This is a genomic window from Algicola sagamiensis DSM 14643 (assembly GCF_000374485.1).
Classification (GTDB): domain Bacteria; phylum Pseudomonadota; class Gammaproteobacteria; order Enterobacterales; family Alteromonadaceae; genus Algicola; species Algicola sagamiensis.
In genome coordinates this window covers 87,867-107,756 of the sequence record NZ_KB894498.1, presented here as the reverse complement: position 1 = coordinate 107,756, position 19,890 = coordinate 87,867, and the positions used below count along the sequence as shown (strand labels likewise).

Sequence of the window (19,890 nt, the reverse complement as noted above, 5' to 3'; positions counted from 1 at the left end):
CAACCTGCCTTGGACATGCAATAAGGGGCGCATTGGACATCCCCTTTTTGATCTGGTTGATATTTATAGTAGGGGGCAAGCCCCTTTGGATCAAATTTGACCCACTTTTGCTGTTATCCCATTAGCCATTTCAAGCCGACAAAGGATGTCATGCTGAGTGCAATGACAAGCAGCGTATTCTTGAGCTTGAGACTTAAGATGATGGTGAGTATGCCCGCATAGAAAAATGGGTTATGGATCACATCAATCAGAGTTTCACTATGCTTCACCTGAAAAACAATCGGTACCCACATGGTTGTTAAGACTGCAGGTGCTGTGTATTTCAAAGCGGTTTGAACTTTTTTGCTTAACTGAATATCAATGACTTTCATGAAAAAGCTATATCGACAGAAAAAGGTAATTAAAGCCATCACAACAATCATGATCCAGACATTATTCATTTATAGCTTCCTCCTGATGCATCAAGTAGCCCACAAACATGCCAATCAGTGTTGCGATGATCATGGTTAAGTCTTGAAAAAGTGGCTCCAGAAATAAAACGGCTGCACCACTTGCGAGAACAGCACATGCTGTTGCGTGAGAGCGGATAGTCGGGATCACAAGTGCTAAAAATGTCGCAGCGACGGCAAACTCAAGGCCTAAGTTTTCTAGTCCCTGTATGTGTTGTCCCGCAAATATGCCTACACAGGTTGCAATATTCCAGAAAACGTAAAAAGAAAACCCGGAAAATAGAGAATAGGTAAGATTAAATTGAGCATGCTTTTCGAGATATGCTGTTGTGATGACAAACATTTCATCGGTGAGAAAAAATGCGAAAACACTTCGAGTAAACCACGGCATTTGCCGAACATGATCTCTCATCACAGCACTATAGAGTAAATGCCTGGAACAAATCACGGTTGTGGAAGAGTAGATGGTGATAAAGGGACTTCCATTTGCCAACAGGGTAAAGCTTGCAAGCTGCGCAGCACCTGCGAATACAAAAAGCGACATACATTGTGCTTGCCAGGGGGTGAGGCCGATATCTATTGCCAGTGAGCCACAGAGAACGCCCCATGGGAGGACTGCAATGGATAAAGGAAGCATATCCAAAAAGCCTTTCCACACAGTGTATTTTGCAGTGTGTGGATAAGGCTCAATCAATTGAGTTTGAGACACAACAAGACTCCAATCTCAGAAATAGAAAGGAGTAAGCGTAAAATTTTTCATTGATCGTTTATAGGAGAATATTGCTGTTTCTCATAAATTGCTTCGGTGTTGTACCGGTGGACTTCTTAAAATGCCGCGTAAGATGGCTTTGATCATGAAATCCACAATCAACAGCAACTTGAGCTGGTGATAAACCAGTTTTTAGAAGGCCTTTTGCCATTTTAAGGCGTGTTTGGATTTGAAATTGATGTGGTGTGAGTCCAAATGTCTTCTTAAATTGGCGTAAAAAATGATACTGGCTGAGATGGGCCATATTCGCAAGCTCTAAGAGGGATAATTCAGTTTGTGGATAAGAGAGGATATACTCCCTGACTCGCAAAAGTGTTGTTTGATTTTTCGAATAAGTCGTTGGGTAGTCTTGGTGTGTTGCCTGATATAATAAATCTGCAATCAATGCGTATAAAGCACTCTGTAATTGAAGTTGTGTTTCACCTTGTTCAATGAGAAAAAACAGCTGCTCTAATTGAAATGATAGGGATGGAATGGTGAGCACGGATTCTTGAAAGTAAGGTGTATAGTCTTTTCCTTGATAAATATCTTTTGAAATGTGTTGAAACATTTCAGGCAATGGATACAGTGCACGATAAGACCAGCCGTTTTCTGTTGCTTTTTCTCCATCATGTACATCATCAGCGTTGACTAAAATGATACTACCAGAAGGGGCGATATGATGATCGCCACTGCGATAAAATCGCTGTGCCCCCTTCTCGATAAGTCCGATTGTGTAGCCTTCATGTACATGCCTGGAGAAAGTTTGTGTCTCAAAGGAGGCATTGACCATTTCCATCCCGCCCAGGGCATCAATAAAATCATATTGTGCAAGATTTCCAGTCTTTTTCTGCATCATACTACAACTTCATCTTTATCAATGTGTTTGAAACCATTGGTATTGTTTGTATAAAAGAATGCCAGCCCAGATCATCGCAAGAATCATGATGATTGCACCAAAAAAATGGGAGCCTATTGCGATTCCTTGGTCGTATGCAATCAAACCGCTCTCCGTCAGGATGTACTCCCAGTCGTGAAAACCATAAGGAGAAGAGTGGCCGAAGTTCCCTCCCAATAAGGGCAACTGACCTGCACGAGCATCGTTAATATAAGGGGCGATGTCAATAAAGTTTTGTCCAAACCACCAAAGGCAGACGGTAGCGGAATGATTGTCTAAGTATTTAAAGGAGAATGTTGCAAGGCATAGGAATGGTATGAGGAGTTGACCTAAAGTCCCGCCGAGAGAAGTCATAAACTGACCAAAAGGACGAAATACGATATGTCCAGCTTCATGAAATGGAAGGTTGATGTTATGAAGAAATGAAGCACTCGCACCACCTTTACTTGGAGAATCAAGGATAAATGAAAACCCCCAAAGAACCATGATGACTAAGATCCCGATACGGATATAAAAAATCAAGGTATCATGGCTTTCGCCTGGATATAAAAACCGCTCCCACCAGTGTAGTGGTTCGTCATCGAATTCATTCTCCCACTCATCTTCTTCATCATTAGATTGCTGAGGGAAGTGCTGAAAGTACTTGGCGAAGTAGATCCCGCAAGATGGACATTTTTCGCTATGATCGGGTTGTTCAAACTGGCATTTAGGACACTTCATGATCGTTGTCTTCTAAAGATGATTCACTGAGAATTGTTTTTTGCCAAATGGCATGAGATTCAAATGCATAGATCCAAAGCAGAACATAGTAACCGTGGATCATAATTGATAACCCTAAATTTTCTAATAGTTCAGTCAATGTTGTTTGATTACTGACAAGTGCCATCCAATCATTATATTCATGGTAGAGGGTGTCAATGACATCAATCAAGAAGATCAACTTCCAAAAAAGTGGAACAGCAAAACGGATACCGAAGATATAACAGATCACACCCAAAAAGCCGATATATTGAATGCATAATGAAACATAGTCATAAGTAGTAAAAGCTTGAAACAGTGAACCAGAAAGTACGTCAGAAAGATCTAACGAAATTACGATCGCATATATTGGGAGAATATACGCAATCCAGATGAGCCGTATTGGTTTGAAGTCGGTGACTGAGAGCATCATGAATATTTCTTGTTTTCTGGACATGAGTATAAATGAGAAACTGTGCATGAGAAAGCACATATGAAAAGTGTGAGGTTGACGCAAAGTGGTTGACTTTTGATGAAAATCCTTCAGGCTGTAATCAATCAAAGGTATGGGGTTGACCATATCTCGACAAAAGGGTTTTTTGTCTATGCAACATCCAGATAAGTATGACTTTTCGGTCTTTATTGGTCGATTGCAACCGCCACATTTGGGGCATCTTTCTATCATCCGAGAAGGGCTAAAATGCGCTAATTTCGTGATTGTACTCCTCGGTTCCAGTCACCAACCCAGAACGACACGGAACCCGTTTACCTACGAAGAACGTGTGCAAATGCTGCGCTTAGGATTGACGGAAGAAGAGAATCAACGTGTTCTATTATCCCCACTCACCGATATACTTTACAATGATCAACAATGGGTCATGAATGTCCAACGCCTTGTTCAGAAACATGTTGTGCAACATCATACAGAAATTGCGACTGCAAAAATTGCGCTGATTGGGCACAGAAAAGATAGCAGTAGTTATTACCTCAAGCTTTTCCCCCAATGGTATAGCGTGGATGTGGCTGCATTCAAAACAAACCAGGAAAAAGTACTAAATAGCACGCAGATCCGACATGCACTTTTCGATCAAACACTGCCTTTTTCAAAGTCTGAGATCGCGACTTTTATTCCAGAACGAATCATCGAAAAAGTTCAGGCATTCCAACAAACACAAACGTATCAAGATTTGTATGTCGAGTTTGAACAGATCCAGAATTACCTCAAACAATGGAAAGACGTACCATATCCCCCCATATTCATCACAGTGGATGCCATTGTTGTTCAATCTGGGCATTTGCTCATGGTAAGACGGAAGCACTTTCCTGGGAAAGGGCAACTGGCATTGCCGGGAGGATTTATTCGCGATGATGAAACATTGGAAGAAGCCTGCTTGCGAGAACTCAAAGAAGAAACGCGTTTGAAGAAACCGTATCCAGTATTAAAGGGGGGTATTAAACACCAACGTGTATTTGACGCACCTCATCGCAGCACCTGTGGCCGAAGGATCACGCATGCATTCTTTATTGAATTGGCAGCAGATGAACAACTACCGTCAGTCAGAGGAGGAGATGATGCACAAAGAGCGACATGGATCCCGTTGTCCGAGTTAGATCCGCGAGAGGTTTTTGAAGATCATTACTTTATCATCCAAAACATGCTAGGCATCCATTAGCAGGAGGCTATTTTTCCGTCCCGCTGCGTTGTTGGTTGCTCACATAGTATGACTATGCTTCGCGCCCTCCGCCTTGTTGGACGAAAAAATCTCCGCCTGCTCACGCATGGATTGAGTTCAGAGTTGTTTTAGCTCGTGTCACTTTGCGACAAATCGAAGGTTAGGTTATTTAGAAATCGAGATGATAAACGTAGGCTTTACTTGTTTGTTGTTTTTAGGTACAAAGTGTTGCGATTTATTTTCGACAGTATTCAGCAATCGGGAGTCGATCCGGTTGTTTCGTTGTAAGCGGAGGGTTTCCGATGAAAACATCTATTATTCTCAATGCAGATAGCTATAAAGCGAGTCATTATCTGCAATACCCTGAGCACACAAGTGTGGTCAGTAGTTATATTGAACCCCGTGGTGGCAAGTTCGATAAGGTTCTATTTTTTGGATTGCAGGCTTTTTTAAAAGAATATCTCTGTCATCCAATCACTCAGGCTGATATTGATGAAGGCGAACAGGTCATCACAGCACATGGTTTGCCGTTTAACAGAGCTGGGTGGGAATATATTCTCGAACATCATGATGGCTATCTTCCTCTTGAAATCGAAGCGGTTCCGGAAGGGAGTTTAATTGACAACCATAATGTCCTCCTTCAAGTGAGAAATACAGACCCGAAGTGCTATTGGCTCACAAGCTATGTAGAAACAGCTTTGCTTCGTTCTATTTGGTATCCCTCAACGGTCGCAACTCAGAGTTTTCATATTCGGCAAGTGCTCCAAGACAATATGCGGGAAACATGTGCGACTCTCGATAAACTTCCCTTTATGCTGCATGATTTTGGCGCACGTGGTGCGACGACTTTCGAAGCAAGCTGTATTGGTGGTATGGCGCATTTGGTGTCTTTTCAAGGAACGGATACGATGTCTGCTTTAATGGCTGCTAGGCGATACTATTCAGCAGAAATGGCGGGCTATAGTGTACCAGCAGCGGAGCATAGTACCATTACAACCTGGGGAAAAGATGGTGAACGAGAAGCGTATGAAAATATGCTGCGCCAATTCTCAAAGCCAGGTGCACTTGTTTCTGTTGTATCAGATAGCTACGACCTCTGGTATGCCATCGATCAAATCTGGGGTAATGATTTAAAGCAAGCCATTCAAGAAAGTGGTGGAACATTGGTGATCCGTCCTGATAGTGGCGATCCTGTGACTGTCGTTCGTGAAACCATCCAACGTTTGATGGGTATTTTCGGCTATGAGTTAGTGAATGGTTACCGGGTATTACCTGAATGTATCCGAGTGATCCAAGGGGATGGCATTACTTACAACAGTATTCAGGCGATTCTTGACTCGATGAAGGAAGCACATTTAAGTGCTGATAATGTCGTTTTTGGTATGGGTGGCGCGCTTTTACAAAAGCTAGATCGTGACACACTTCAATGGGCGATGAAAGCATCGGCTGTTTGTGTCAATGGGATCTGGAGAGACGTTTATAAAGATCCGGTGACTGATCATGGTAAACGGAGTAAACGGGGTTTACTAGCTTTGATTGAAGATCCACACCAAGGCCACCGTACCATACGCAAGCAAGATTTAAATGATAGAGAAAATCTACTTCGAACCGTTTATCGAAATGGCCAATTGTTGATTGAGCACACTTTTGAAGCGATTCGAGAAAGAGCACTCAAGGAAAAAAATTAAGCATAGAGGGAGAAAAGCTCCCTTATGTAAATCTTTTGTATCATTGTCAATTTATTTCTTTATTGGTAGCATGCCACTATCTTTTGAGAAGGAATGCGTCCTGCTCGTATGTTTGATTTTATCAATGAGTTGTATATCTATTTTGCAATCCTATTGCTTCTGCTGCTCATCGAAAAAAAAGTCAGCTCACTCTTCGTCGTCTGCCTTGTTTTACTGGGCACAAGCGGCTTGATGGAAGTCACGCGTGAGCCACTCACAGTTTTTATCCTTCGGGATGTTTCCGCTTACCAATTCGTCTGGTATGTCGGATATAGCATGCTCAATGTGTGCGCTGTATTTTTAATGCTTCGATTACATCAGCACCTGAATTTAAAAGTCACTTACCCCTGTATCTTTACAGCACTGTGTTGCATATTCTCCATGCTATTGCAAATGGTGGAGTTATTGAATCAACTTTCATTCAAAAGTATGGTGTTTCAGGATGTATATCGGTTTATGATCCCCGCCATTGATGACGTTGTGATCTTGGGCTTAATGTTGTCAACGCTATATTCGCTATGGAAACTCGAGATGGAGAGAAGATCAATATGATTGTTGTTGCAGGACTCGCACTTTTTGGACTCACCTGGATTTCGTTTCGTTGGATCAAACAACTTTGTCAATTAAATACCAAGACACAACTTGTTCGTGAAGTGACGGCTAAACGGCATGAACAAGCCTATCAGCTTCTAATGGCAAAAGAAAACATTATGCGCTTGCCTGAGTCCAGACAAAAGGATTATATTCAAGAAGTTTGGTGCGATAAGCTTGCTGAATATCTTGAAGATTGCGATGCTGAAGTTCATCAACGTTCTAAATTGGAAAAAGAATCTCTTCTTCGTTCCTGTCAAACGAGACTTTCTCTGTAACTGTTTGAGAAGTAACCCTCTATCCTTAAAGCATAGAGGGCGATAAGATGTTCATCAGTATGCTTAACGAGAAAGCGACTCTGTGAGGTGAGGGCGCATTTCTTTCAACATGTTTTGGACAACTTTTGGACCACCCGCAACAATATTACCCGTCTTCTCAACGTTATCATTACCGATAAAATCAGTAATAAGGCCACCTGCTTCTTTCACTAGGAGAATCCCTGCTGCTGTATCCCATGGCTTCAATGCAATTTCCCAGAACCCATCATGGCGGCCAGCAGCAACGTATGCGAGATCGAGAGCAGCAGAGCCCGAGCGACGGATATCCGTGCTATGAACAAATAGTGCACCGAAGATATTCAGGTATGCTTCTGTATGGTGCTTACTACGATGGGGGAAACCTGTTGCTAAGAGAACACCAGAAAGCTCTTTCATATTACTTGTACGAATACGACGACCATTGAGTTGTGCACCTTGCCCACGGCTTGCCGCAAACAATTCGTTACGCATTGGGTCATAAACGACAGCGTGCTCAATTTTACCTTTGACTTTTAATGCGATAGAAACAGAAAAATGTGGAATGCCCTTGACGAAATTCGTCGTGCCGTCGAGCGGATCAATGATCCAAAGGTAATCACTTTCTGCAGAGCCTTGTTGACCGAACTCTTCGCCAACAAACCCATGATCTGGATAGGATTTTTTAATCGTTTCGATAATGGCAGTTTCTGCTTCTTTATCGATGTTGGTGACAATATCATTGTTACCTTTTTGGACCGCTTCAATTTTGTCAGGATGCTCAAAAGCGCGCGCGATCACGTTTCCTGCGTTACGTGCAGCACGTATCGCAATGTTCAGCATGGGATGCATACAGTATTACCTTTTTGAAAAAGAACTACAGATCACTTCGGTCAAATTCGAAGCGCGCAGTATTCTATCGGGTCTCACCAAAAAGTAAAGAGCTGGAATGAAAATTGTACAAAAAACTTCGAGTCTGGTGCGCAATTTTTCGTAACAGTTTCGTGCTGCCTATGGTATTATCTTGCGCCGTTCTTAGTAGGAAGTCAGGCATTATGTTGAATCAGATCCGAGTTGTTCTCGTCAATACATCGCACACAGGTAATATTGGCTCTGCGGCTAGAGCGATGAAGACCATGGGGTTAACTGAATTGTATCTCGTCGATCCAGTTGAAAAACCAGATGGGAAGGCCCACGCATTGGCGGCAGGAGCAACGGATATCGTCGCGAACGCAACAATTGTCGAAACGCTTGAAGATGCGATATCGGATTGTGGTTTAGTGGTTGGAACAAGTGCCCGATCTAGAACATTACCATGGCCAATGCTTGATCCAAGAGAATGTGGCCAAAAGATGATAAAGGAAGCGTCGCAGTACCCGGTTGCTTTAGTTTTTGGACGCGAGAATAGTGGACTCACGAACGAAGAACTTCAATTATGTCACTTTCATGTCTGTATTCCTGCAAATCCAGAATATAGTTCCTTGAATTTAGCCATGGCTGTCCAAACATTAGCTTATGAAGTGAGAATGGCTTATCTTGCCAGCCAAGAAGCTGAACAACAAGAAGCTGAAAAAGAACAATATCCTCGTGTTGATGATTTAGAGCGTTTTTACGTGCATCTTGAAGAAACGTTAAAAGAAACAGGTTTTATCATCAAACAGCACCCAGGTATTGTCATGACGAAACTGAGACGCTTGTTTAATCGTGCGCGTCCAGAAGAAACAGAATTGAATATTTTACGTGGGATCCTCGCCTCCATTCAGAAGCGTATCTCATAAGAGAGATCGATATGTTTAAATCAATGCGTGAAGATATTGCCAGTGTTTTTGACCGCGACCCGGCAGCAAGAAATACCTTTGAAGTATTCACAAATTATCCTGGTCTTCATGCAGTTTGGTTTCATCGTCTAAGCCATTGGTTTTGGCAACATCATTTAAAATGGCTCGCTCGATTTATATCGACAGTTTCACGCTGGTTGACGGGCGTTGAGATCCATCCAGGTGCGAAAATTGGTCGCCGATTTTTTATCGATCATGGTCATGGTGTTGTGATCGGTGAAACCGCGGAAATTGGCGATGACTGTACAATTTATCACGGTGTGACCTTAGGGGGCACTAGCTGGAAAGCAGGAAAACGCCATCCAACCCTTGGACAGGGCGTGGTGATTGGTGCGGGTGCAAAAGTGCTCGGACCATTACATATAGAAGATAATGTCAGAATTGGCTCCAATGCTGTTGTTTTGAAGGATATTCCGGAAGGTGCAACAGTGGTTGGTATCCCTGGACGAATTGTTGCGGGTGGTCCTGAAGAAAACCAAAAACGCGCCGAAATTGCGGAGAAATTTGGTTTTGATGCTTATGCAGTGAGTATGGATAACCCAGATCCAGTAGCGCAGGTGATTGGTCAAATGCTTGACCATATGCATTGCATTGATACGAAAGTTGGTGATATGTGTCAGGCGATTAACCAACTTGGCGGTGATGTCTGTCCGAAAGAATTACCTGATATCAAGATTGAAGATGAAGCTATCAAAGCAGCAGAAGAAAAAGCTGCAAAAGAAAGACACGAAGAGTTGATGGCTTTTGATCCGAAGATATAGCGATGTTGAAAGTGTGTTTATGTCGCTTAACACTAAGACATAAAATATCTGACTAAAATAGTATGATATATACTTGACTAAATTAGTCAGGTAAGTAGAATGATCAATAGTACCTCTTCATTGGAAATATCATCATGAAACTCACATCAAAGGGCCGTTATGCAGTGACAGCGATGCTTGATGTCGCGTTGCATCATGACACTGGGCCTGTTCCTCTTGCTGATATTTCTAAACGGCAGGGGATTTCTCTGTCTTATCTTGAGCAGCTATTTGCCAAGTTGCGAAAAAAAGGATTGGTAAAAAGTATTCGTGGTCCAGGTGGTGGATACCAACTGGCAGGTTTTCCGTCTGATATAGTTGTCGGACAGATTATTGCAGCGGTCAATGAATCGATTGATGCGACGCGATGTCAAGGAAAAGGAGATTGCCAAAATGGGGTGCAGTGCTTGACCCATACTTTGTGGAGTGATCTCAGCCATCGTATTGAAAATTTCTTGAATAGCATTTCGCTTGAAGAACTAATGCACAGGCAGGATGTTCAAGAGGTTTGTATAAGACAGGAACGCAACACAGCGATACATTCGCTTGAGCACGACAGTCAAATAGAAGTGAGCTGTCACCTATAACGCTGAAGCTTGTAGTACATAGGGTTTGATTTTTGCGGAGTTAGAGATGAAGTTACCAATTTATCTTGATTATGCAGCAACGGCGCCGGTCGATCCGCGCGTTGCTGAACTTATGGTTGAATGTTTAACGATGGAGGGGAACTTCGGGAACCCCGCATCGCGTTCACACCGCTTTGGCTGGCAGGCTGAAGAGGCTGTAGATGTTGCTCGTCACCAAATTGCTGAACTGATTAATGCCGACCCTCGAGAGATCGTTTTTACTTCAGGCGCGACAGAATCAAACAACCTTGCGATTAAAGGTGCTGCGAATTTCTACAGTAAAAAAGGTAAGCACATTATTACCGTCCGTACAGAGCATAAAGCTGTGTTGGATACATGTCGTGAGATGGAGCGCCAAGGTTTTGAAGTCACTTATCTTGATGTCGAAAGTGATGGCCTTGTGAGCATACAAACTCTCAAAGACAGCATTCGCGAAGATACTGTTCTTGTATCGATCATGCATGTCAATAACGAAATCGGTGTCGTACAGGATATTGCTGCGATTGGCGAACTATGTCGTGCGAATAAAATTATCTTCCATGTTGATGCGGCGCAAAGTGCAGGCAAAATCAAAATTGACTTACAAGAACTCAAAGTTGATTTGATGTCCTTCTCAGGCCACAAAGTGTATGGCCCGAAAGGTATCGGTGCACTATATGTTCGTCGTAAACCAAGAATTCGTCTTGAAGCACAAATGCACGGTGGTGGTCATGAGCGCGGTATGCGTTCTGGTACATTAGCGACGCATCAAATTGCAGGGATGGGGGAAGCATTCCGTATCGCAAAAGAAGACATGGACAAAGAACTAGAACGCATTACGATGTTAAGAAATCGTCTTTGGAACGGTATCAAAGACATTGAGCAGACCTTCGTCAATGGCTCACTCGAACATCACGTGCCAGGCATTTTAAATGTCAGCTTCAATTTTGTTGAGGGTGAGTCTTTGATCATGGCATTGAAAGATATCGCAGTTTCTTCTGGTTCAGCCTGTACTTCTGCAAGCTTGGAGCCATCCTACGTACTTCGTGCGCTAGGTTTGAATGATGAATTAGCACATAGCTCGATCCGTTTCAGTATTGGTCGTTTTACGACAGAAGAAGAAGTCGACTTTACGATCGATTTAGTGAAGCGTGCGATTGAACGTTTGAGAGACATGTCTCCGCTATGGGATATGTTTAAAGAAGGTGTAGACTTGGATAAGGTGGAGTGGGTGGCGCACTAAGCCACTCATCTGGGCAAAGAGGTATTCAATTATGGCATACAGCGAAAAAGTCATCGATCATTACGAAAATCCACGTAATGTAGGTTCATTTGACAAAAATGACCCAAGTGTTGCAACAGGCATGGTCGGCGCACCAGCGTGTGGTGACGTCATGAAGCTTCAATTAAAAATCAGCGATGAAGGCGTGATTGAAGATGCGAAGTTTAAAACCTATGGTTGTGGTTCTGCGATTGCTTCCAGTTCACTCGTTACTGAATGGGTGAAAGGGAAAACAATTGATGAAGCACAAACGATCAAGAACACTGCAATTGCAGAAGAACTCGCACTTCCTCCTGTAAAAATCCACTGCTCGATCTTGGCAGAAGACGCGATCAAAGCAGCGATAGAAGATTATAAAAGCAAGCAGTAATCCATAGGGGAAAGAGGTAATTTATGGCAATCACAATGACACAAGCAGCAGCAGATCGTGTGAAGAGTTTCTTGGTAAATCGAGGCAAAGGTGTCGGTTTACGTGTGGGTATCAAAACCACAGGCTGTTCTGGTTTAGCGTATGTGCTTGAGTTTGTTGATGAGCTGAACGAAGACGATGAGGTTTTCGATATCATGGATGTGAAAATTGTGGTTGACCAAAAAAGTCTAGTTTACATCGATGGCACAGAACTGGACTTTGTGAAACAGGGACTCAATGAAGGGTTTGAGTTTAATAACCCGAACGTCAAGGATGAATGTGGTTGTGGTGAGAGCTTTACGGTCTAAAGTGCTGTAGAGAGGACAACCATGACCTATTTCGAACTATTTCAATTACCTTATGGCTTTGCGGTTGATTTGGGCGCACTGACGATAACTTATCGTGACCTACAAAAGGCAGTGCACCCAGATAATTTTGCGAATGCGAGTTCCCATGAACAGCTGATGGCAGTGCAAAAAACTGCTGAGATCAATGACGCACTGGCAACGCTCAAGCACCCATTACGTCGTGCCGAATATATGTTGCACTTGATGGGTGTTGATATTCGGGCAGAGCAACAAACACTACAAGATCCTGCTTTTTTGATGGCACAAATGGAGCTTCGTGAAGCGCTGGATGATGCTCGGCATGCAGACGACCCTGATGCAGCACTTGCGACACTAACATCACAAACTCAGTCGGATATTGATCAGTATTTTAATGATTTGACGCCTATTTTAGATGCACAAGATCAAGCTAACGCAGAAAATGCGGCAGATTTTATTCGTAAGCTTAAGTTTTTATACAAATTTCTAGACGAAATTGAACGTCTGGAAGATGAACTTTTCAGTGACTAACTCCTATGGCATTACTTCAAATTGCTGAACCTGGACAAAGTGCAGCGCCCCATGAACATAAACTCGCAGCGGGCATAGACCTCGGTACGACAAATTCGTTGGTCGCGACAGTCCGCAGTGGTGAAGCAAAAACCTTGGTGGATCATGAAGCGCAAGATATGCTTCCTTCTGTTGTGCAGTATCAGCAGAATGGGGTGAATGTCGGCCGCTTGGCGAAACAATCCGCCACGCAAGACCCCCAAAATACGATTATCTCTGCAAAGCGTTTTTTAGGCAGAACACTCTCTGATATTCAGCATACATTCGGTCAACTTCCTTATACATTTAAAGAAAGCGATGGTGTGGTTTCCATGCAAACGGTTTCAGGAGAAGTCAATCCGATCCAGGTTTCTTCAGAAATATTAAAGACCCTTGGCAAACGCGCTGAAGATTCACTTGGTGGTGACCTTCAGGGGGTTGTGATCACTGTACCTGCATACTTTGATGACGCACAACGTCAAGGCACAAAAGATGCCGCGAAACTTGCAGGCCTTCATGTACTTCGTTTATTGAACGAACCAACAGCTGCTGCGATTGCGTATGGGCTTGACTCTGGCAACGAAGGCACGATTGTTGTGTACGATTTAGGTGGTGGAACATTCGATGTATCGGTTCTTCGTTTAAATCAGGGAGTCTTTGAAGTCTTAGCTACAGGTGGAGATACCGCACTGGGTGGCGACGACTTCGACCATACGCTTTTGGCTCGCTTTTGCGAACTTGCGGAACATCAGGAAGAACTTACACCCGAGCAAGTCAGATACTTGTTGGATCAAGCGCGTTATGTGAAAGAACAACTCAGCTCTCAGGATGTTGTGACTGTTTCACTGGAAACGACTGGATTTGCTTGGAAAGGCGAGTTCTCTCGTGCTGATTTTGACATATTAATTCAGCCACTTGTACAGCGTACTATTCGTACTTGCCGCCGAGTCTTAAAAGACGCAGACGTTAAAGCAGAAGAAGTACAGGAAGTCGTGATGGTTGGTGGCTCAACGCGTGTGCCACTTGTACGAGAAAAAGTTGCAGCTTTTTTCCAAAAAGAACCGTTAGTATCCATTGACCCAGACAAAGTAGTTGCAATCGGTGCTGCGATCCAGGCAGATATCCTGGTCGGAAATAAACCTGATAGTGAGATGCTGCTACTGGACGTTACGCCACTATCTCTAGGTTTAGAAACCATGGGGGGATTGGTAGAAAAAGTCATTCCCCGCAATACGACAATCCCTGTTGCACGTGCGCAAGAATTCACAACGTTCAAAGATGGTCAAACAGCTATGTCGATTCATGTGCTGCAAGGAGAACGTGAGTTAGTTGATGATTGTCGTTCACTGGCGCGATTTGCGTTAACAGATATTCCACCAATGGCTGCTGGTGCTGCACATATTCGTGTGACATTCCAAGTTGATGCCGACGGCCTGTTAAGTGTGACGGCTATGGAAAAGTCAACCAAGGTAGCAGCATCCATTCAAGTGAAACCATCCTATGGCTTATCGGATACGCAGGTTGCGGATATGATCCAATCTTCTATGCAACATGCGAAAGAAGATATCCAAGCAAGAATGCTGCGTGAGCAACAGGTTGAAGCGGATCGTGTCTTAGAATCCATCCAAAGTGCAGTGGATAGCGATGGTGAAAAGTTATTATCTCAAGAAGAATTGAATCAAATCTCCGAAACGATGCGGCAACTTGCCACAGCTCGTCAATCCGGTGATGTTGAGGAGATCAAAACTGCGATTGAGCGTGTCGATCAGGCAACATCAGAGTTTGCCCAGCGTCGTATGGATGACTCAATCAAGCAAGCGTTAACAGGTCAATCGGTAGACGAGGTGTAACATGCCGCAAATTATCTTCTTACCTCATGAAGAGCTTTGTCCAGAAGGGGCAGCTTTAGAAGCAAAAGAGGGCGAATCTGTCCTTGATGTCGCGCTAAAAAACGGGATCCATATCGAACATGCCTGCGAAAAATCCTGTGCATGTACCACTTGTCATGTTGTGATCCGTGAAGGATTCGATTCTTTAGAAGAAAGTGACGAATTGGAAGACGATATGCTCGACAAAGCGTGGGGCTTAGAGCCAGAATCGCGTTTGGGCTGTCAGGCTGTTGTTGCAGACGAAGATTTGGTGGTGGAGATCCCCAAATACACTGTCAACCAAGTGAGCGAAAATCACTAACCTTTCTTTATTGTCGCGTACTTTTCCCTAAAGTACGCTCTCTTTATGCCCTTATGCTCATACTCCTTATAGCGATATATTTTTTGTATAGCTATAAGTGTTTATGGCAATGGGTACTGTATTCAAAAGTAACCGTTCAAAAGCAGTTCGCTTGCTAGCAGGAGCTTGATTTCCTAAAAATCTGAAGCAAACTCGTATCAGAGTTCAAGGACAAGACTGAATTTTGACATCCGCTTGGGATACTTTTTTCTTCTCAAATGACTCAGTCAGCGATGGTTTTATAGAAGATTGTGGATCCTATGAATAAAAGAAAAGGCCAACTCCGAAGAATTGGCCTTCTAACTGACAGTTCTCTCGAACGGGTCAGTGCAGGAAGCATTGTTTATGTAACAATGCCGCATCAAAAGTTTTAAAAAACTTCAAATCTTTTCTAGTGTGTTCGATTAACAGATAGCTTTGCCAGTGTAATTAATGCTTGTTTTGCGTCAGAGTCAGGTAGAAAACTGAGCGCATCAATAGCTTTCTCTGCTTCTTCATTTGCTCTGGCCATTGTGTATTCAAGTGCTTCTGTTTGGTTTAATGCTTCCATTACGTCTTCAAGGCGATCACGGTGTCCACCTTCTTGAATACAGGTATAAATGAGTGCTTTTTGCGCCTCAGTGCCTCTTTGCATAGCATAAATAAGCGGCAGGGTTGGTTTACCTTCTGCGAGGTCATCCCCAACGTTTTTACCCATTTCTTCTGCTTCAGATGAGTAGTCCAATACATCGTCCACAAGTTGGAAAGCAGTACCAAGATAGCGGCCATAATCCTGCATAGCGAGTTCGACTTCTGGGCTTTCCTGATTGATGACCGCTGTAAGTTGAGTCGCAGCTTCGAATAACTTTGCGGTTTTGCTATAGATGACCTGCATATATTTGGCTTCGGTCGTCTCTGGATCGTTACAGTTCATCAACTGGAGGACTTCCCCTTCTGCAATTACATTGGTTGCATTGGAGAGGATCTGCATGATCTTCATTTCGTCCAGACTCACCATCATTTGGAAAGAACGTGTATATAAAAAGTCGCCCACAAGCACGCTGGCTTGGTTTCCAAAGATTGCATTTGCCGTATCCTGTCCACGTCTGAGCATCGACTCGTCGACGACATCATCATGTAACAGGGTTGCGGTGTGAATAAATTCAATGATAGCTGCGAGCGTAATATGCTTGTCGCCTTCATAACCCAAAGCGCGAGCTGCAAGGACGCAAAGCAGAGGACGCAATCGTTTACCGCCACTATTAATAATGTATAATCCGAGCTGCTGAATCAGCGCGACGTCGGATTGGACTTGGCTTGCGATCAACTGATTGACTGCTGCCATATCGTCAGCCGACAGAGATTTGATTTGCTCGAAATCCATGTTGTTGCCACGTGTATTACTGTTGGCACGGATTGTACATCCGAATGGCTACACTTCTCAAAGATTTTTTAATAAATCCTTTGCACGGAAATGACTAAAATCCAAACTAGAATAAAAAAACATCTTTTTGTAAATATGGCTTGCGGCGTATAGTGAATTCGCGTAAAATTCGCGGCCTGTTATCTAGAATTTTATCGCGCTATAGAGAGCGCGAAACGGAGTAAGCTAATGTATGCGGTATTCCAAAGTGGTGGTAAGCAACACCGCGTGACGGAAGGTCAAGTCCTTCGTCTTGAAAAATTAGATGTTGAAACGGGTGCAGCTGTAGAATTTGATAAAGTTCTTCTTGTTGCAAACGGCGAAAATATCAATATCGGCGCACCTTACGTTGAAGGCGGAAAGGTTGTTGCAGAAGTTGTGACTCACGGCCGTGGCAAGAAAGTAAAAATTGTCAAGTTCAAGCGTCGTAAGCATTCTCGTAAGCAGATGGGCCACCGTCAGTGGTTCACTGAAGTAAAAATTACTGGTATTAACGCTTAAGAGTAGGAGTAACTGACTTATGGCACATAAAAAAGCTGGTGGTAGTACTCGTAACGGACGTGATTCAGAAAGTAAACGTCTTGGCGTTAAGCGTTTTGGCGGTGAATCAGTTCTAGCTGGTAACATCATTGTTCGCCAACGTGGTACAAAATTCCACGCTGGTACAAACGTTGGTGTTGGCAAAGACCACACGTTATTTGCTCTTTCTGACGGCAAAATCAAATTTGAAGTCAAAGGCAAACACAATCGCAAGTTTGTGAGCGTGGAAGCAGAGTAATTCTATACTTTGAAAAAAACCCCGCTATTGTAGCGGGGTTTTTTTTTGCACAATTCATTGAGATTGTGAATGGGATGCTTTCCTCTGAAAACTCAGAGAAAGAAAGGAAGTGTAAAAGACGCTTCACAAGGCTAAAAAATAGGCGTAATCTGCATATAAAATGATTGAATGTCAGTCATTCCATATGCAGATTAAAGTTTCCACAGATTTGGAGTCGATGGAAAACAATGAAATTCGTAGATGAAGTTGAAATTCGTGTTGAAGCAGGTGATGGCGGTAATGGCTGTGTCAGCTTCCGCCGCGAGAAGTTTATCCCGAAAGGGGGACCTGATGGCGGTGATGGTGGCGATGGTGGTGATGTTTATCTTCAAGCTGATGACAATTTAAATACACTCATTGATTATCGTTTTGAACGTTTCCATAAAGCGCAACGTGGCGAAAATGGTAAAAGCCGTAACTGTACCGGTAAACGTGGTGAAGACTTGACATTAATGGTGCCAGTTGGAACACGTGTTGTGGATGTTGAAACCGATGAGTTTGTGGGCGATCTCACGAAAAAGGGCCAGAAGCTCCTTGTAGCAAAAGGTGGTTTCCATGGCTTGGGGAATACCCGATTCAAAAGTAGTACCAACCGTGCGCCGAGACAAAAAACAGAGGGAACCGCAGGTGATATCCGTAATTTGAAGCTTGAGCTTCTCCTGCTTGCTGACGTAGGTTTGCTCGGTATGCCAAATGCGGGTAAATCGACGTTTATTCGCTCCGTATCCGCGGCAAAACCACGTGTTGCAGATTATCCATTTACTACGCTAGTCCCTAACCTTGGTGTTGTGCGTCCAGAAAGCCATCGCTCATTCGTCATTGCAGATATTCCTGGTTTGATCGAGGGTGCAGCAGAAGGCGCGGGCCTTGGTATTCGATTCTTGAAGCACCTTGAGCGTTGTCGTGTTCTTCTACATATCATCGATGTGATGCCAATTGATGGTAGCGATCCGGTAGAGAATGCACAAAAGATCATGGCAGAGCTAGAGAAATACAGCCCAGCCTTGGCAGAAAAGCCACGCTGGATAGTTTTCAATAAAATCGACTTGATGCTTGAAGACGAAGCAAAAGTGCGTTGTGAAGAAATTGCGAAGGCGCTTGAATTCGATGGTCCATACTATCAAATTTCTGCTTTCAATAAGCTCAATACTGATCAGCTTGCCTGGGACTTACTGGAGTGCATTGAATCTTTACCTATTGAAGTTGAAGAAAAACCTGAAGAACAGGAAGAAGTCGAATTTAAATGGGATAACTACCACCAGTCAGTTCATGAAGAAATCGACGAAGATTTGGATGATGATGACTGGGATGATGACGACTATGATGTTGAAGTCATTTACCAGAAGTAATTAGTTTATCTATGGAAAAGCTCCGAACATTCGGAGCTTTTTTGTTTTTATCTCTTGTGAGAGGCGTTTGTGAAAATTTCTTTGATTGTTGCAATGGATGAAAATCGTGTGATTGGTTTGGACAACCAAATGCCTTGGCATTTGCCTGCCGATCTCAAGCACTTTAAATCGGTGACGATGGGTAAACCGATTGTGATGGGGCGGAAAACATTTGAGTCAATCGGTCGACCACTACCGGGGCGGGAAAATGTCGTTCTAACGAGAAGCCAGGACTATCAGCCTGAAGGCGTTACTGTTTGCCATTCAAAAGATGAGTTGCTGAGCCGTCTTCAATCGTATGAAGAAGTGATGATTATCGGAGGTGGCAATATTTATCAGCAGTTTTTACAAGAAGCTGAAACACTGTATTTAACACAAATTCATGCCAGCTTTAACGGAGATACGTTCTTTCCAGACTATACCGCTGTAGGTAACTGGGTCGTCAACGCACGTGAAGATTATGAGCGGGATGAAAAGAATACACATGACTATTCTTTCCTAGAATTGAGCAGAACCTTGTGATTGATGAGGATCTTTCGTCTTCAATTAGACCCCCATCTTATTTGGTGGGGGTTTATGGCTGATTCTTTAGGAAGTCCAGCCGCTTTAAAAGTCTTTTCTTATGCTTTTTCAAGTCGTCTATTTTATTTTCCGGAAGCAGGCTGCAAGATGCGATAATTGCGTTAAGCTCTGTTTCTACACGCTCTTGATGCTGTATTTGTTGGTTGTTGATCAGCAAGGCCATTTTTGCACATGCTTCCCAATAAGCACTTTCTGAACAATATGACATCTTGATCCCTTTTTATGATGATTTAGCAGAAGGGTACTTTTCTCTTTCTAGGTATGTGGTGATTTCCTTGAGCGCTTCTGTAAATCGATGTTCAACATGCCGCATGAGGCATTTTGCGAGTGAAATATCATGTTGATGAAGGCTCATTGGGATTTGATGTGCGACATCATGTGCTTCTCGCCGTTGTTGCTTTTTGATAAGCTGTGTGAGCGCTGTTTGTTTTGTTTCAAATGTCTTGATAAAGTGATATAAGACAAGAGAATAGGTGCCCAGCTCGCTAAAAACGTTCCTTGGCCCTTGCTGGGTGTCGCAAAAATCTACTAATGCCATCGTTCCCT

26 protein-coding genes are annotated in these 19,890 nt (G+C 43.3%); 17 read left to right on the top strand and 9 right to left on the bottom strand.

Going from position 1 to position 19,890, the window contains the following annotated elements; all coding sequences use genetic code 11:
• Window positions 1–113: 113 nt before the first annotated feature.
• From C505_RS0112740 to C505_RS0112720, 5 genes are read right to left on the bottom strand one after another with little or no spacing between them, the layout of a single operon-like run.
• The gene (locus C505_RS0112740) at window positions 114–440 is read right to left on the bottom strand and encodes an AzlD domain-containing protein (RefSeq protein WP_018693001.1); all 327 of its coding nucleotides are present in this window, start codon (window positions 438–440) and stop codon (window positions 114–116) included.
• Window positions 433–1,158 carry an AzlC family ABC transporter permease gene (locus C505_RS0112735; RefSeq protein ID WP_018693000.1) on the bottom strand — a complete coding sequence of 242 codons (726 nt, stop codon included), beginning with the start codon at window positions 1,156–1,158 and terminating at the stop codon, window positions 433–435. The genes C505_RS0112740 and C505_RS0112735 overlap by 8 nt, the downstream gene beginning before the upstream one ends.
• Before the next feature lie 58 nt (window positions 1,159–1,216).
• Window positions 1,217–2,056, bottom strand: a complete 840-nt coding sequence (locus tag C505_RS0112730; RefSeq protein WP_018692999.1) for an AraC family transcriptional regulator — start codon at window positions 2,054–2,056, stop codon at window positions 1,217–1,219.
• An 18-nt stretch (window positions 2,057–2,074) separates the two neighbouring features.
• Window positions 2,075–2,815 (bottom strand): hypothetical protein, encoded by a 741-nt coding sequence (locus C505_RS0112725; protein ID WP_018692998.1) that lies wholly within the window; start codon window positions 2,813–2,815, stop codon window positions 2,075–2,077.
• Complete coding sequence (locus C505_RS0112720) at window positions 2,802–3,266, bottom strand: hypothetical protein (RefSeq protein WP_018692997.1); 465 nt, start codon at window positions 3,264–3,266, stop codon at window positions 2,802–2,804. Before C505_RS0112720 ends, C505_RS0112725 begins: the two co-directional genes overlap by 14 nt.
• Window positions 3,267–3,438: 172 nt before the next feature.
• Here C505_RS0112720 and C505_RS0112715 point away from each other — a divergent pair, with 172 nt between their 5' ends.
• The 4 genes from C505_RS0112715 (at window position 3,439) to C505_RS0112700 (ending at window position 7,102) form a co-directional block, all read left to right on the top strand.
• Window positions 3,439–4,506, top strand: coding sequence for a bifunctional nicotinamide-nucleotide adenylyltransferase/Nudix hydroxylase (locus tag C505_RS0112715; protein WP_018692996.1), 1,068 nt, complete (start codon window positions 3,439–3,441; stop codon window positions 4,504–4,506).
• Between the two features lie 302 nt (window positions 4,507–4,808).
• Window positions 4,809–6,194, top strand: coding sequence for a nicotinate phosphoribosyltransferase (locus C505_RS0112710; RefSeq protein WP_018692995.1), 1,386 nt, complete (start codon window positions 4,809–4,811; stop codon window positions 6,192–6,194).
• 93 nt (window positions 6,195–6,287) lie between these two features.
• Window positions 6,288–6,785, top strand: a complete 498-nt coding sequence (locus C505_RS0112705) for a hypothetical protein (protein WP_018692994.1) — start codon at window positions 6,288–6,290, stop codon at window positions 6,783–6,785.
• Window positions 6,782–7,102: a hypothetical protein gene (locus C505_RS0112700; protein ID WP_018692993.1), complete on the top strand. Its 321-nt coding sequence runs from the start codon at window positions 6,782–6,784 to the stop codon at window positions 7,100–7,102. Before C505_RS0112705 ends, C505_RS0112700 begins: the two co-directional genes overlap by 4 nt.
• Before the next feature lie 63 nt (window positions 7,103–7,165).
• Here C505_RS0112700 and suhB read toward each other — a convergent pair whose 3' ends face one another.
• Entirely contained in the window at window positions 7,166–7,969 is an 804-nt protein-coding gene (suhB, locus tag C505_RS0112695) for an inositol-1-monophosphatase (RefSeq protein WP_018692992.1), read from the bottom strand.
• Window positions 7,970–8,172: 203 nt separating this feature from the next.
• On the opposite strand from suhB, the gene trmJ reads away from it, so the two are divergent.
• The 9 genes from trmJ to fdx all read left to right on the top strand — a co-directional run bounded on the left by trmJ (window position 8,173) and on the right by fdx (window position 15,116).
• Window positions 8,173–8,895, top strand: coding sequence for a tRNA (cytosine(32)/uridine(32)-2'-O)-methyltransferase TrmJ (gene trmJ, locus C505_RS0112690; RefSeq protein ID WP_018692991.1), 723 nt, complete (start codon window positions 8,173–8,175; stop codon window positions 8,893–8,895).
• An 11-nt stretch (window positions 8,896–8,906) separates the two neighbouring features.
• The gene (gene cysE / locus C505_RS0112685) at window positions 8,907–9,716 is read left to right on the top strand and encodes a serine O-acetyltransferase (RefSeq protein ID WP_018692990.1); all 810 of its coding nucleotides are present in this window, start codon (window positions 8,907–8,909) and stop codon (window positions 9,714–9,716) included.
• A 134-nt stretch (window positions 9,717–9,850) separates the two neighbouring features.
• Complete coding sequence (iscR, locus tag C505_RS0112680; protein ID WP_018692989.1) at window positions 9,851–10,342, top strand: Fe-S cluster assembly transcriptional regulator IscR; 492 nt, start codon at window positions 9,851–9,853, stop codon at window positions 10,340–10,342.
• A gap of 46 nt (window positions 10,343–10,388) precedes the next feature.
• On the top strand, window positions 10,389–11,603 hold the full coding sequence (locus C505_RS0112675; RefSeq protein WP_026317935.1) for an IscS subfamily cysteine desulfurase: 1,215 nt from the start codon (window positions 10,389–10,391) through the stop codon (window positions 11,601–11,603).
• Between the two features lie 31 nt (window positions 11,604–11,634).
• Window positions 11,635–12,012: a Fe-S cluster assembly scaffold IscU gene (gene iscU / locus C505_RS0112670; protein ID WP_018692987.1), complete on the top strand. Its 378-nt coding sequence runs from the start codon at window positions 11,635–11,637 to the stop codon at window positions 12,010–12,012.
• A gap of 23 nt (window positions 12,013–12,035) precedes the next feature.
• A complete protein-coding gene (gene iscA / locus C505_RS0112665; RefSeq protein ID WP_018692986.1) occupies window positions 12,036–12,359 on the top strand; it encodes an iron-sulfur cluster assembly protein IscA in 324 nt (107 codons plus the stop codon).
• A 21-nt stretch (window positions 12,360–12,380) separates the two neighbouring features.
• Window positions 12,381–12,908, top strand: coding sequence for a co-chaperone HscB (gene hscB / locus C505_RS0112660; protein WP_018692985.1), 528 nt, complete (start codon window positions 12,381–12,383; stop codon window positions 12,906–12,908).
• A 5-nt stretch (window positions 12,909–12,913) separates the two neighbouring features.
• Window positions 12,914–14,776: a Fe-S protein assembly chaperone HscA gene (gene hscA, locus C505_RS0112655; RefSeq protein ID WP_018692984.1), complete on the top strand. Its 1,863-nt coding sequence runs from the start codon at window positions 12,914–12,916 to the stop codon at window positions 14,774–14,776.
• A gap of 1 nt (window position 14,777) precedes the next feature.
• The gene (gene fdx, locus C505_RS0112650) at window positions 14,778–15,116 is read left to right on the top strand and encodes an ISC system 2Fe-2S type ferredoxin (protein ID WP_018692983.1); all 339 of its coding nucleotides are present in this window, start codon (window positions 14,778–14,780) and stop codon (window positions 15,114–15,116) included.
• Window positions 15,117–15,546: 430 nt separating this feature from the next.
• On the opposite strand, the gene ispB is transcribed toward fdx, so the two are convergent.
• On the bottom strand, window positions 15,547–16,518 hold the full coding sequence (gene ispB / locus C505_RS0112645; RefSeq protein ID WP_018692982.1) for an octaprenyl diphosphate synthase: 972 nt from the start codon (window positions 16,516–16,518) through the stop codon (window positions 15,547–15,549).
• Window positions 16,519–16,746: 228 nt separating this feature from the next.
• Between ispB and rplU the strand changes: the two genes are divergently transcribed.
• The 4 genes from rplU to folA all read left to right on the top strand — a co-directional run bounded on the left by rplU (window position 16,747) and on the right by folA (window position 19,284).
• Window positions 16,747–17,058 carry a 50S ribosomal protein L21 gene (gene rplU, locus C505_RS0112640; protein WP_018692981.1) on the top strand — a complete coding sequence of 104 codons (312 nt, stop codon included), beginning with the start codon at window positions 16,747–16,749 and terminating at the stop codon, window positions 17,056–17,058.
• 19 nt (window positions 17,059–17,077) lie between these two features.
• On the top strand, window positions 17,078–17,335 hold the full coding sequence (rpmA, locus tag C505_RS0112635) for a 50S ribosomal protein L27 (RefSeq protein WP_018692980.1): 258 nt from the start codon (window positions 17,078–17,080) through the stop codon (window positions 17,333–17,335).
• 227 nt (window positions 17,336–17,562) lie between these two features.
• Window positions 17,563–18,723 carry an Obg family GTPase CgtA gene (cgtA, locus tag C505_RS0112630; protein ID WP_018692979.1) on the top strand — a complete coding sequence of 387 codons (1,161 nt, stop codon included), beginning with the start codon at window positions 17,563–17,565 and terminating at the stop codon, window positions 18,721–18,723.
• A gap of 69 nt (window positions 18,724–18,792) precedes the next feature.
• Window positions 18,793–19,284 carry a type 3 dihydrofolate reductase gene (folA, locus tag C505_RS0112625; RefSeq protein ID WP_018692978.1) on the top strand — a complete coding sequence of 164 codons (492 nt, stop codon included), beginning with the start codon at window positions 18,793–18,795 and terminating at the stop codon, window positions 19,282–19,284.
• A 52-nt stretch (window positions 19,285–19,336) separates the two neighbouring features.
• Here the strand turns inward: folA and C505_RS0112620 are convergent, their stop codons facing one another.
• Window positions 19,337–19,552, bottom strand: coding sequence for a hypothetical protein (locus C505_RS0112620; protein WP_018692977.1), 216 nt, complete (start codon window positions 19,550–19,552; stop codon window positions 19,337–19,339).
• 12 nt (window positions 19,553–19,564) lie between these two features.
• Window positions 19,565–19,882 (bottom strand): hypothetical protein, encoded by a 318-nt coding sequence (locus C505_RS0112615; protein ID WP_018692976.1) that lies wholly within the window; start codon window positions 19,880–19,882, stop codon window positions 19,565–19,567.
• Between the last annotated feature and the right edge of the window lie 8 nt (window positions 19,883–19,890).

Excerpts from the sequence above, each read along its gene's own strand:
- C505_RS0112615 (WP_018692976.1), bottom strand. The coding sequence starts at position 19,882 with ATGGCATTAGTAGATTTTTGCGACACCCAGCAAGGGCCAAGGAACGTT.
- rplU (WP_018692981.1), top strand. The coding sequence starts at position 16,747 with ATGTATGCGGTATTCCAAAGTGGTGGTAAGCAACACCGCGTGACGGAA.
- cgtA (WP_018692979.1), top strand. The coding sequence starts at position 17,563 with ATGAAATTCGTAGATGAAGTTGAAATTCGTGTTGAAGCAGGTGATGGC.
- ispB (WP_018692982.1), bottom strand. The coding sequence starts at position 16,518 with ATGGATTTCGAGCAAATCAAATCTCTGTCGGCTGACGATATGGCAGCA.
- rpmA (WP_018692980.1), top strand. The coding sequence starts at position 17,078 with ATGGCACATAAAAAAGCTGGTGGTAGTACTCGTAACGGACGTGATTCA.
- cysE (WP_018692990.1), top strand. The coding sequence starts at position 8,907 with ATGTTTAAATCAATGCGTGAAGATATTGCCAGTGTTTTTGACCGCGAC.
- trmJ (WP_018692991.1), top strand. The coding sequence starts at position 8,173 with ATGTTGAATCAGATCCGAGTTGTTCTCGTCAATACATCGCACACAGGT.
- C505_RS0112620 (WP_018692977.1), bottom strand. The coding sequence starts at position 19,552 with ATGTCATATTGTTCAGAAAGTGCTTATTGGGAAGCATGTGCAAAAATG.
- hscA (WP_018692984.1), top strand. The coding sequence starts at position 12,914 with ATGGCATTACTTCAAATTGCTGAACCTGGACAAAGTGCAGCGCCCCAT.
- C505_RS0112720 (WP_018692997.1), bottom strand. The coding sequence starts at position 3,266 with ATGATGCTCTCAGTCACCGACTTCAAACCAATACGGCTCATCTGGATT.
- C505_RS0112715 (WP_018692996.1), top strand. The coding sequence starts at position 3,439 with ATGCAACATCCAGATAAGTATGACTTTTCGGTCTTTATTGGTCGATTG.
- C505_RS0112740 (WP_018693001.1), bottom strand. The coding sequence starts at position 440 with ATGAATAATGTCTGGATCATGATTGTTGTGATGGCTTTAATTACCTTT.
- hscB (WP_018692985.1), top strand. The coding sequence starts at position 12,381 with ATGACCTATTTCGAACTATTTCAATTACCTTATGGCTTTGCGGTTGAT.
- C505_RS0112725 (WP_018692998.1), bottom strand. The coding sequence starts at position 2,815 with ATGAAGTGTCCTAAATGCCAGTTTGAACAACCCGATCATAGCGAAAAA.
- C505_RS0112675 (WP_026317935.1), top strand. The coding sequence starts at position 10,389 with ATGAAGTTACCAATTTATCTTGATTATGCAGCAACGGCGCCGGTCGAT.
- C505_RS0112700 (WP_018692993.1), top strand. The coding sequence starts at position 6,782 with ATGATTGTTGTTGCAGGACTCGCACTTTTTGGACTCACCTGGATTTCG.
- C505_RS0112705 (WP_018692994.1), top strand. The coding sequence starts at position 6,288 with ATGCGTCCTGCTCGTATGTTTGATTTTATCAATGAGTTGTATATCTAT.
- C505_RS0112710 (WP_018692995.1), top strand. The coding sequence starts at position 4,809 with ATGAAAACATCTATTATTCTCAATGCAGATAGCTATAAAGCGAGTCAT.
- suhB (WP_018692992.1), bottom strand. The coding sequence starts at position 7,969 with ATGCATCCCATGCTGAACATTGCGATACGTGCTGCACGTAACGCAGGA.
- fdx (WP_018692983.1), top strand. The coding sequence starts at position 14,778 with ATGCCGCAAATTATCTTCTTACCTCATGAAGAGCTTTGTCCAGAAGGG.
- iscR (WP_018692989.1), top strand. The coding sequence starts at position 9,851 with ATGAAACTCACATCAAAGGGCCGTTATGCAGTGACAGCGATGCTTGAT.
- iscU (WP_018692987.1), top strand. The coding sequence starts at position 11,635 with ATGGCATACAGCGAAAAAGTCATCGATCATTACGAAAATCCACGTAAT.
- C505_RS0112730 (WP_018692999.1), bottom strand. The coding sequence starts at position 2,056 with ATGATGCAGAAAAAGACTGGAAATCTTGCACAATATGATTTTATTGAT.
- iscA (WP_018692986.1), top strand. The coding sequence starts at position 12,036 with ATGGCAATCACAATGACACAAGCAGCAGCAGATCGTGTGAAGAGTTTC.